This is a genomic window from Methylobacterium guangdongense (genome assembly GCF_038442355.1).
Lineage (GTDB): Bacteria > Pseudomonadota > Alphaproteobacteria > Rhizobiales > Beijerinckiaceae > Methylobacterium > Methylobacterium guangdongense.
In genome coordinates this window covers 80,629-90,430 of record NZ_JBBXMX010000021.1, presented here as the reverse complement: position 1 = coordinate 90,430, position 9,802 = coordinate 80,629, and the positions used below count along the sequence as shown (strand labels likewise).

The window sequence follows — 9,802 nt, the reverse complement described above, 5'->3', positions numbered from 1 at the left end:
AGCCCGGCCTGCTGCTCCTTGAGGATGCCGATGATCTGCTCTTCGCTGAACCGGCTCTTCTTCATCGTCCGTCTCCTCATCGACGGACCCTAGCTTCAGAACGAGGGCAGAACAGGGGGCAAGGTCATCGCCAATCCTCTGAATGTCAGCCGGCCCGGTCAATAACTCCGAAACAGGTACGTCGGAAACAGGCGCCTCAGCCCAGCAAGGGTCGACACCGGGCGGACCGACTCTTGAAATCGAATGTCCGCTTCCGGGCGTTCAGCTAACTTCTGCTCATGGCACATTCCAGCAGTGGGGCTGAGCATATGCCGCCTCGCCGCCAGCTTGATCAGCGAGTCGAAGCTTCGCACTTGGCCACCATCTGAAGAGTCTTCAGACACCGTCGCAGCCTCGCTAGCTCGGCTCCCAGAACGCCGGTGATAGCGAAGCGCCGCTTTGCCTCTCGAGAGCCATCCGGCCGACGCGTGGTGATTGAAACTTCGTGGACCAGCGCCCGCTGCCGTGCCTCGGCCTTCGCTCGCTGCGCAGCTGCAATGGCGTCCGTTGGCGCAGCAGACACCCGCTTCGCCACTGCCCGCTGACGTGCCCAGGCATGCAGCCCCTGGCCCGGCGTCGCCGCCAGTGCTTGCACCCGGCTCGGCAGCACCTTGGCTGATTCGAGGTGCTGGATCGCCCGCACGTCCCGACTGATCAGCTTACGCGCTGCTAGGCGCTCGGCGGGCGTCTCGCCACCGTAGGAAACAAACCGCTCGACGATGAGGTGCAGGTCAAGGGTGGTGCGCGAGCGCTTGCGTCCGCTCAACGTCTCCAGCTCGGCCATGATCGCGGACTTCAGCGGGCTGGCGCTGACTTGGACGTAGGTCGCATAGGCCAAGGCAATGGCTTCGAGGTGCTGAGCGTCTGACGCCTTGCGGATGTTCAATCCGGCTCGCTGCAGCCAACCTGCGCCGTCGAGCGACCGTAATCCAGCGCCTCAAACCTGATGCAGAAAGCGTTCGGCGTCGGCCGCTACGGCATTGGGGCTGCCAGTCCCAGCGCCGGTTCGACCTAAATCGGCAGGCTTGGCAGTTGTCGGCCGGTCGGGCGCTTTGACCGGCTCAGGGCGACGAGGCAGCAAGTTTAAAGGGGAAGGGGAACGAGGTCGGTTAAACCGAAACGTTGGAACTGTGTCGTTGAGCATGGCCTGGATTCATCCCGAACAAACGGCCGCGCATCGGGTGGGCGCGACACTTCGTCGGTATGAATTGGCATGTCGCTGATGGCCGACCAAAGCCAGCCTCGTCCAAGGATGTCCGGCTCGCTCGACGGGACACAAACTGGACACCAGCGGCAGCTACATAAGCTAAGTGCTTGATTTTGTTGGCGCGCCCTACGGGAATCGAACCCGTGTTTTCGCCGTGAAAGGGCCGTCACGAGACAAAGGGGGCAAAAGCGCACACGGCAATTCCCTCTCCGTACTCGCTTTTTTCGTACCCTACTACCATAGTTGGTCTGACCGTCTGTGTGAGACGTTGTGTGAGACCGAACGATGGCAAAGCCTAGCAGCTTCGACAGCGTCGCAAAGCGTGCACGGCTTGCGCCGGCCAAGAACCCGCGTTGGCAGGGCGTTTCGGGTGGGCGAGGGGGTGTGAGCCTTGGCTACCGCAAGCCGGCCCATGGACCTGGGGGCTGGGTCGCCAAATTGGTAATCGACGGCAATCGGGTCGAGCAGCGACTAGCTCAAGCTGACGATGCCGGCGCCGAGGCCGACGCCTTGCCGTATCCCGCCGCCGTGACCGCCGCCATTGAATGGGCCCGCGCCCAGGTCCGTCGTATCGACGGCGAAGGGGAGGGGAGTGCAACTGTCGTCCCGACCGTCCGCATGGCTGTCGACGCTTACGTCGCCGCCCGTTCAGCTCGTGCTCCCGCGGCAGGTCGGGACGCTGAGAAGCGCCTCGGCAAGCATGTTCTAGCCGACGAGACATTCGCTGATACGCAGCTCGCAAAGCTCAACGCGGGCACCATCCGAGCGTGGCGGCAGCGTCTGTCAGGCGACCTGCAGCCCACAACCGTCAATCGGTTGTTGAATGATGTGAGAGCAGCCCTTAACGCAGCCGCCGAGCAGCATCGCCGTATGCTGCCCGCCACGCTTCCTGCTGAGATCCGCTCCGGCACTAAGGCTCTGTCCGCTGGATCGAGCGCGCGCAAGCAAGTTTTGCCCGACAGCGAGATCCGCCGCCTCATCGACGCCGCCTTCACTGTCGACGAGACCGGCGATTTCGGCCGCCTCGTACTGCTCATGGCGGCGACGGGCGCTCGCCACTCGCAGGTCGCGCGGATTACGGTCGGCGACGTGCAAACAGCGCGCGGCCGGATCATGGTGCCGCCCTCGAACAAGGGGCGCGCTGGCAAGCGCCCGACCCCAATCGCCGTGCCAGTGGGGGCCGACGTGCTTGAGCGGCTTCAGATTGCGTTAGCCGGCCGCCGTGGGCACGAACCGCTCCTGATGCACTGGCGGCATCGCCAGGTCGGGCCCGTCACCTGGGAGCGGGTCGATCGGGGGCCTTGGGCCACAGCCTCGGCGGCATTGCGCCTATGGGACAAAGCTCGGACCCGCGCCGAGGCGCCTCCCGGGACAGTCATGCTGTGCCTGCGCCACAGCTCGATCGTGCGGGCGCTGAGCGCCGGTGTACCGGTAAGGCTGGTCGCGGCGCTGCACGACACCAGCGTGCAGATGATCGAGGACCACTACTCCGCCTACATCGTCGAGGCGACCGAGGAGATCGCCCGTCGAGCCGTCACGCCCTTGGCACCGAGCACCGTCGCCGCTCTTCGCTCCGTCGATGAAGTCGCAGCATGAAGCAGCCACGGAATCTTGCGAAGACTAAGCTTACCGCGAACAATAAGATCGTTGGCCGACCCGTCGGACATTCCAAGCGGGTGCCACCCGCACCTGCCAAGCCGAAGCCGGTTGAGTGGAAGCGCTTTTTGAAGCGCCTCAGGGATCCCGAACTTGTGGATTGCCCCTCCACCGGGGAGAAGGTCAGGCCGTTCGGTCCGAAGCGGCCAGTCTACGAGTGGCGCGCGGTCAAGAGAGGCCGGCCGCCTGTGAAGGATGCCGACGCCCTGCTGCGCATCATCCAGGCCATCCAGAGTGAAGGGAAGCGCGGGACGGCGCGCATAGCCGCAGAACAGGCCCCGCACCGCGAGGAACTTTCAGTTAAACGGGAGCGCACGCGTACGCGCAGGGAGATGCGGCGGCGCGCGGCTGAAAATCTGTAATCAGCGCCTTGGCCTTTTTTCTGCTGAACACGCAATAGGTTAAGCCGATCGAATTTTTGTCGGCGCCTCACATCTCTGTCTGCCGCTTATGGTCATGTCGTCCGACAGATCAGACAAGGCAGATCATCATGACCAGCCCCACGAAGAAGCTTTTGGAGCGCTCCGACGCCATTCCGTGGCAGAAGCGGCCGCACCTCCGCATGGACGTCGCCGGCGATGTCACGGGGCTTTCACGCACGACGATCTATCGACTGGCCTCGGAAGGTCGGCTGAAGCTCAAGCGCATCGCAGGCCGGGTCGTCGTCGATACCGCGGGTATCCTTATCCTTGTCGAGAACGCCGAGCCTTGGCGGCCCGGTAAACGCGGTGCCGCGGCCCGAGCGAAGCGATCCATTGCGGCCCGTGCGGCACTTCGGTGATGAGCGACGTGGACCCCGGTGGCAGCCCCGTCGCGGATGGTCGCGGCAAAGTTCAGGAGCAGCCGCCAACCCACACGCGTGACGCGACCGGGGACACGCTGACAGAGCTGCGCGCCCTCCACGGTCGCCTGCTCGCAAAGCGGATCCGACTTAGCCAAGGACACGGGAAGCTGGACGTCCTGGCCTATGACAAGGCCCATGAGTTCAGCGTCCGCCAGCACCGAGTAACCTGTCTGTCCGAGTTGCATGCAGTCCTGGAAACGCTGAAGTCCGCCCGGCATTCGTGCGTCGTGTTGGATCGGCTGCTCGATCCTTCCACGGCTGAGCGAACACGGCGCAACAAGCAGGCCTTCGAGCCAGTGGCGCACCGGTACGTGCCGATCGATCTCGACGGGATCAAGCCGCCGCCAGGCCTAGATTGGCGTGTCGAGCCCGAGGCTGCCGTGCTGTACGCTATCAGCACGTTGCTGCCTGCGTTTCAGGGCACTTCCTGCATCTGGCAGTTCACCGCGAGCCACGGGATCAAGCCGGGCCTACGCCTGCGGCTGTGGTTCTGGCTAGACCGCCCGACAGGACGTGACGAGATCAAGATATGGCTCTGCGAACCAACGCCAGTTCCCGGTGTGCCAAAGAAATCGTGGCTGCGAGCGACGCAAGCTGATCCGAACCTCTATCATTCAGTGCAAATTATCTACACAGCCAGCCCGGTATTCGAAGGCGGGGCGGTCGACCCTGTTCCGCATCGCTCGGGTTTTATCGCCGGCGAACGCGAGATGGTCTCGGTTCCCGTCCCGATCGAGCCGCGGTATGCGGCCCTCGCACGCCCGCAGCGCCGCGCCCTCAATGCTACCCCAATCGCCATCGAAAGCGTGACACAGCCCTATGAGCGAGGGGGCGCCGGGTTCGAGTATCATGTCTCTACAATTGGCGACGGTCCGGGCCAGCTAGGCTTCTACGGCCCGATGCTGGCTGCCACCGCGGCTTGGATCTCGCAGCACGGCCCCGATGCAGATGCCAGCAATATGCTGGCCTGCCTCATCACAGCCGTGCGCAGCGCGCTTCGCGATCCGGCAAAGCACACGCTTGATTACATCGAAGAGAAGACCTCGAACCTGCCGGCTTTGGTCGAATGGGTGCGGGACCAGGAGCACGCCAAAAGGGCTGAGCGCGCCCGCGTCGGCCAGTCATGTGAGGCTCCCTGCGCTCTCCCGGCCCTAAGCCTGGGCCAGGCTGGCGCCGCGCTTGAGCGGGCCATGGAGGGTGCGTTCGCAGAGTCACTCAAGGCGATCGCCGATCGACGTGCACTCCGCGCTGCGTGCTCCCCAGCAACGCTGGAGGTGATCCTCAGCGCCCCCTGGTTTTTCGACGTTCCGAAGATGCCGTGCATCGGGATCGGCGCGGGCATCGGGCTAGGTAAAACGGAAAAGGCGTTGCGCGCCCTCCTGGTCGCCGTGCGCGCCGATTCGTCTCTACGAATCGCCTACGCTGTGCCAACCCACGAGACCGCAGATGACGTGGCAACGCGACTCAATTGCATGGCCGGCGCAACGATCTCCCGCGTGTGGCGCGGGACCGGTCGGCCGGACCCGGGACGACCTGGGCGGTTGAACTGTCCGATGCACGCGCTGGTCGAGCAGATCCAACACGTGGGCGGACGCATCGCCGACGCGTGTGGCGGGCCGGAACGTGGGTGGTGCGCTCACAACCCGCGTCGGCCCGGCATCAGCGGGGAGGAAGCTTGCGCCTACCGACAGCAGTTCGCATCCGACGTGCAGGTTTGGATCGTGCCTCATGCTATGCTGACGCATCGCGCGCCCAGACCATTCCATACCGCTGAGCGAGAGCGTCAAGGTTCGCCGTTCGACATGCTGGTGCTGGACGAGGCACCCTGGCTCGGCCTGTTCGGCGGTCGCGATCGTCAGTCCGCGTCGGTAACGGTCAGCGAGCTGAATGCCCTCGCGCTGAAATTGGCAGCCTCCGAGAAACGCGACGTTTATCGTCGGATCGTGGACAAGATGTCCGCCGCACTTACCGGGCAGAGCGGATTGCTCAAGCGCGCGCCCTTCATGTCCTGCGATCTGAGCGTGGCCGAAGCTGACCACGCCGCGCGCCTGACGCAAGGTTTGCGGCAGAGCATCGCGGTTAATCACGACCTCGCGTCTGAGGCCGCGGCGATCACCGTGCGCGAGACCTACGAGAAAAACCGGTCGGTGATCCTAGCCGCCCGGTTTTGGAGCCTTCTGGCAGCGTTCCTGCGCTCGGGCGAGGCGATCGCGCCCTGGTCATTGTCCGTGGACGAGGATGCTGCCGGTGAGCGTACCGTCCTTCTGCGTTGGAAGGAGGAGCTGAACGGCGACTGGGCTGCAGGCCCGGTTCTGTATCTCGACGCGACGGTGATCCCGGAGGTCGCGAGCGCGTGGCTGCCGAACCTGCGCATTGAGGCCGCGGTCCGTGCGCGCGAGACCCACGTTCACCGGGTCGCTGTGATCGACCGAGTGTTCGGTCGGTCGAGCCTGCTTACGGCTGAATGCGGCGGAGACGCTGCCGAAGCGAAACGACAAACCAACACAATCGGACAGATTGTCCGGTTCATAGAGCGCATCGCCTTTCGGTTCCGCGGCCAGGGAGCGCGACCCGGCCCTGATGTGGCGGTTGTGACGTACAAGGATCTAGAGCCGCGTCTGCGCGGGCAGCTGCCGGCGAACGTCGCGCTTGGCCACTTCAACGCTCTGCGCGGTTTTGACGGCTGGCGCGGCGTGGCCGCGATCGTCGTTCTCGGCCGGCCGGAGGCGTCACCGCGGGACGTAGAGATCATGGCCTCTCTCGCCACCAACAGGCTCGTGCCGCCTAATGCCGGCTATTACCCCCGCGGTGACGGAGTGCAGCTCATGCGTGACGGAACCGGCCGGCGGGTAACGGCTCACATACATCCCGATCCGAAGGCTGAAGCATTTCGGCGGCAGATCGCGACGGAACTCGAACAGATCGAAGGAAGAGCACGGCCGGTGCGACGGGGGCCGGGGGCGCGGCTCTTCTCGGTGATGCTAACAAGCACGCCGACCGCGCTCGCCCTCGACGCCACCGTTGCCGCTGGTGACCTGTTAGACGCCGGCGGAATAATCGACGCCTTGTTCGCCCGGGGCATCGTGCCTGAGACGGCGCGGGACGCGGGGCGTGTGCTGGCGGATGTATTCGTTAACGGCGATCCTGCGGCGGCGGTCCGGCAACGGCTTCATCGCGAGGGTGAGATCGGTGCCTTGACCGGCCTATTCAGCGGAGCGGCGGCGTGGGGCAAGGGGTCAGATCGAAAGTGTGACAGGTCCATAAGAGATCTTAATAGGGCTGCGTCACACTTTCAGGCGCAGTCTGTTGAAGGCCGGTGGTTCGAGGCACCCCTCGCTGGCCTGGAGTCGTTCCGCTGCTTTCGCTACAGGCTACCGAGGGAGCGGCGCAGCGGGCGCGTCCTAATCGACATCGATCGATACCCCGATCCAAGACAGTCACTGACGGATAGTCTTGGACCGCTTGAGCATTTCGTTTCGGAAAAAGACCCCGTCGGTTTGGCGGACGTCCGGGCGGCTCTCGCCGGCAGAGGTCCTCACGCACCAGCTTCCGAGACTCTGCCGATCGTCCTGGCCTTGCCAGTCGGTCGGACTCCCTTTCATGAACTGCTTTGCATCAGCGACCGGACCGCCGAGCGTCATAGCCCGGTCCCGCCTGCTGCGGACGACATCTATCGGGTAGAGAGTCTGAGCCTCACCTTGCGCGTGCACGAGCGGCATTCTACTCAGCCGCTGTACCATCGCGTCCGAGATGGCGCATTCTGGCCGCCGCAGCGCACGCCGATCATCGCGCCTCCGCCACAGGCCGCCGAGCCTCGGATGTCAGCGGTCGAGCTTGCTATCGAGCTAGGGGCGAAGCCCCGCTCCCTGATGGTCGGTCCTTCCTTTGCGAAGCTCCAGCGGGATCACGGCAAAGAGCAGGCGCTAGTGATAAAACTGATCGGACGTTTTGGCCGAGATGCTGTGCTCGCCGCAGCATCGTGCTTCTTGAACCTCCGCTCAGAGGCGAAATAGCGTTATGTTACAACATCTGCTAAAGTATTCGAAGATAGGTCGGTTTCGGGTTACGCTATGCCGTTGAAGTCCGGAGCACTCACGCCGCAGGAGCGGATGTTCGTTAGCCACATGGTTCGGGGCAACGACGCGACAGCGGCTGCTGCCTTTGCTGGCTACGCACAGCCTTCCTCGCATGGCGGAACGCTGATGCGACGGCCTGTAATCATCACTGAGGTGCGGAAGGCTGTCGCGCAACGATTGCGCACCGCGGGTGCCGGTGTTGGCGTCGGCATGCTGATCGAGATCGCAAATAACGATGAAGCGCCGAAGAACACGCGGGTCATGGCGGCGGCGCACCTGGCCAAATTGTCCGGTATCGGAGCGGGCGAGCGCGAGGCTGAGGAAAAACCTTTGCTCGAGATGCCCCGTGCAGAGCTTTCGAAAGCTCGTGAGCGCGCGATTGCCTACCTCGCCGAACTCGATGCGCCAGTGATTGAGGGCGAAGAGATCACGGATCCGCCAACAGGCGGTCTGTTCGATTGATTGCGCCACTCTTCCATGGCTCGACAAACATGCAGTTGCTGCAAAGCTGCTTTTAATTGCGCGCAGCACGACGCCTTGCGCTCGATAGCTGAATAATATCGCATGAAGTCTGTAGTTTTTCCCGACCGTCAGTAAGAGCGCCTTTAGATTGGTTTACTGGCTCGGATGAATACATTGTCCGCTTGAAGACCTGATGCGCCCATTCATCCAATATAAAATTCCCCAGGAAGACAGCGGCGCGCAATTCATCTTTGTGCCTTGTCGTCAAACGTTTAGTTCGGCAGCCCTCCATCCAATGAACGTAGTAATAGCCATTAGAATGCTGCTTCAAGGTGGGAATCATCGCTGCCTCGCTCCATAGAGCAGCAATATGCAGTGATACCTCATTGAAATCAACAGGCGTTTCTCGCAATTACATACTTGATACAACTTGTCTGATTTTGAGATCTGGCATCAGACAGATCAGACATATCGGACGCGCGGTGGCCTACTCTTGAAATGCGCGCCTATTCAGTCAGCGGATGGATGGCTTCACAAGCCAAAGCGTGAAGCTCAATGCGCCTCGCCTTTAAAGTAGCTTGCCGAAGTTACGGCCAGCTCAGCCACCGTTCGGCGGTGCGCCGCTTGCGGATACGAGACGGCTCCGCAGCCTCTTCACGGCCGTCGGGGTCCAGCTGCCGGTACCGCTCGACGTCGGAACACCTTCTAGCTCAAATGCTGCGGCTACAGCACGTAGGGACGCGATACCTTCTGGATCTAGGCGTGCCAGAATCGGTGCGAGCGCCTCCGCCTGCTCTCTAGCTCTGCGAGTGCGGGCGAGGCGAGCCTTGGCGGTGTCCTCAGCCGTGCCCGCGCGCCCCCTGAATCCACCAAGCCTTTGGCCACGCGCCTTGGCAGCCGCTAGAGCAGCCTTCGTACGGGCGGAAATCATCCGACGCTCCTCCTCGGCGACCACAGCCATGATGCCGACGGTCATCCGGTTCGCCGACGGCATGTCACAGGCGACGAAATCGACGCCCGCCTTGCTTAGGCCCAGGAGGAAATGAGCGTCGCGGGCCAGCCGATCGAGCTTGGCGACCACGAGCGTCGCGCGGTGCGCACGGCACAAGGCCAGCGCGCGGGCCAGCTCCGGCCGCTCACTGTTTGCACCGCTTTCGATCTCGACCACCTCGGCGATCAGGGTCCAAGCCCCTCCGTTCAGAAAGTCTGTGACGGCCGAGCGCTGCGCTTCCAGGCCGAGCCCGGATCGACCCTGCCTATCGGTACTGACGCGCAGGTAAGAGATGAAGCGGCCAGAGATCATGCTTGACCTGTATCGCACTATGCATCGGACGTTACATAGCGTGATACAGGAAAACTGCCTGTCAATGGCGCTTAGATGAGCGTGTCGTTTTTCGAAGTGGATCTATCCCAGGGGTATACCCCTCCCGGTATACCCACGCAGCAGTTCCGTCAGCACTCGCCAGACACATCAACAAAATTGGGACCTCGAGGGCGATTCGGACAAAATGTCCGGAT

7 protein-coding genes and 1 tRNA gene are annotated in these 9,802 nt (G+C 63.1%); 5 read left to right on the top strand and 3 right to left on the bottom strand.

Annotated features, from left to right (window positions below):
- Positions 1-331: 331 nt before the first annotated feature.
- Positions 332-925, bottom strand: coding sequence for a hypothetical protein (locus AAHG09_RS26650; RefSeq protein ID WP_342110520.1), 594 nt, complete (start codon positions 923-925; stop codon positions 332-334).
- A 438-nt stretch (positions 926-1,363) separates the two neighbouring features.
- A tRNA-Glu gene (locus AAHG09_RS26645) sits at positions 1,364-1,438 on the bottom strand.
- A 192-nt stretch (positions 1,439-1,630) separates the two neighbouring features.
- Between AAHG09_RS26645 and AAHG09_RS26640 the strand changes: the two genes are divergently transcribed.
- The 5 genes from AAHG09_RS26640 to AAHG09_RS26620 all read left to right on the top strand — a co-directional run bounded on the left by AAHG09_RS26640 (position 1,631) and on the right by AAHG09_RS26620 (position 8,284).
- Positions 1,631-2,842, top strand: a complete 1,212-nt coding sequence (locus tag AAHG09_RS26640; protein ID WP_342110519.1) for a tyrosine-type recombinase/integrase — start codon at positions 1,631-1,633, stop codon at positions 2,840-2,842.
- Positions 2,839-3,264 (top strand): hypothetical protein, encoded by a 426-nt coding sequence (locus AAHG09_RS26635; RefSeq protein WP_342110518.1) that lies wholly within the window; start codon positions 2,839-2,841, stop codon positions 3,262-3,264. The genes AAHG09_RS26640 and AAHG09_RS26635 overlap by 4 nt, the downstream gene beginning before the upstream one ends.
- Positions 3,265-3,392: 128 nt before the next feature.
- The gene (locus tag AAHG09_RS26630; RefSeq protein WP_342110517.1) at positions 3,393-3,683 is read left to right on the top strand and encodes a hypothetical protein; all 291 of its coding nucleotides are present in this window, start codon (positions 3,393-3,395) and stop codon (positions 3,681-3,683) included.
- Positions 3,683-7,759 carry a hypothetical protein gene (locus tag AAHG09_RS26625; protein WP_342110516.1) on the top strand — a complete coding sequence of 1,359 codons (4,077 nt, stop codon included), beginning with the start codon at positions 3,683-3,685 and terminating at the stop codon, positions 7,757-7,759. The genes AAHG09_RS26630 and AAHG09_RS26625 overlap by 1 nt, the downstream gene beginning before the upstream one ends.
- A gap of 57 nt (positions 7,760-7,816) precedes the next feature.
- Positions 7,817-8,284 (top strand): hypothetical protein, encoded by a 468-nt coding sequence (locus AAHG09_RS26620; RefSeq protein ID WP_342110515.1) that lies wholly within the window; start codon positions 7,817-7,819, stop codon positions 8,282-8,284.
- A 598-nt stretch (positions 8,285-8,882) separates the two neighbouring features.
- Here AAHG09_RS26620 and AAHG09_RS26615 read toward each other — a convergent pair.
- Positions 8,883-9,587, bottom strand: coding sequence for a recombinase family protein (locus tag AAHG09_RS26615; RefSeq protein WP_342110514.1), 705 nt, complete (start codon positions 9,585-9,587; stop codon positions 8,883-8,885).
- Between the last annotated feature and the right edge of the window lie 215 nt (positions 9,588-9,802).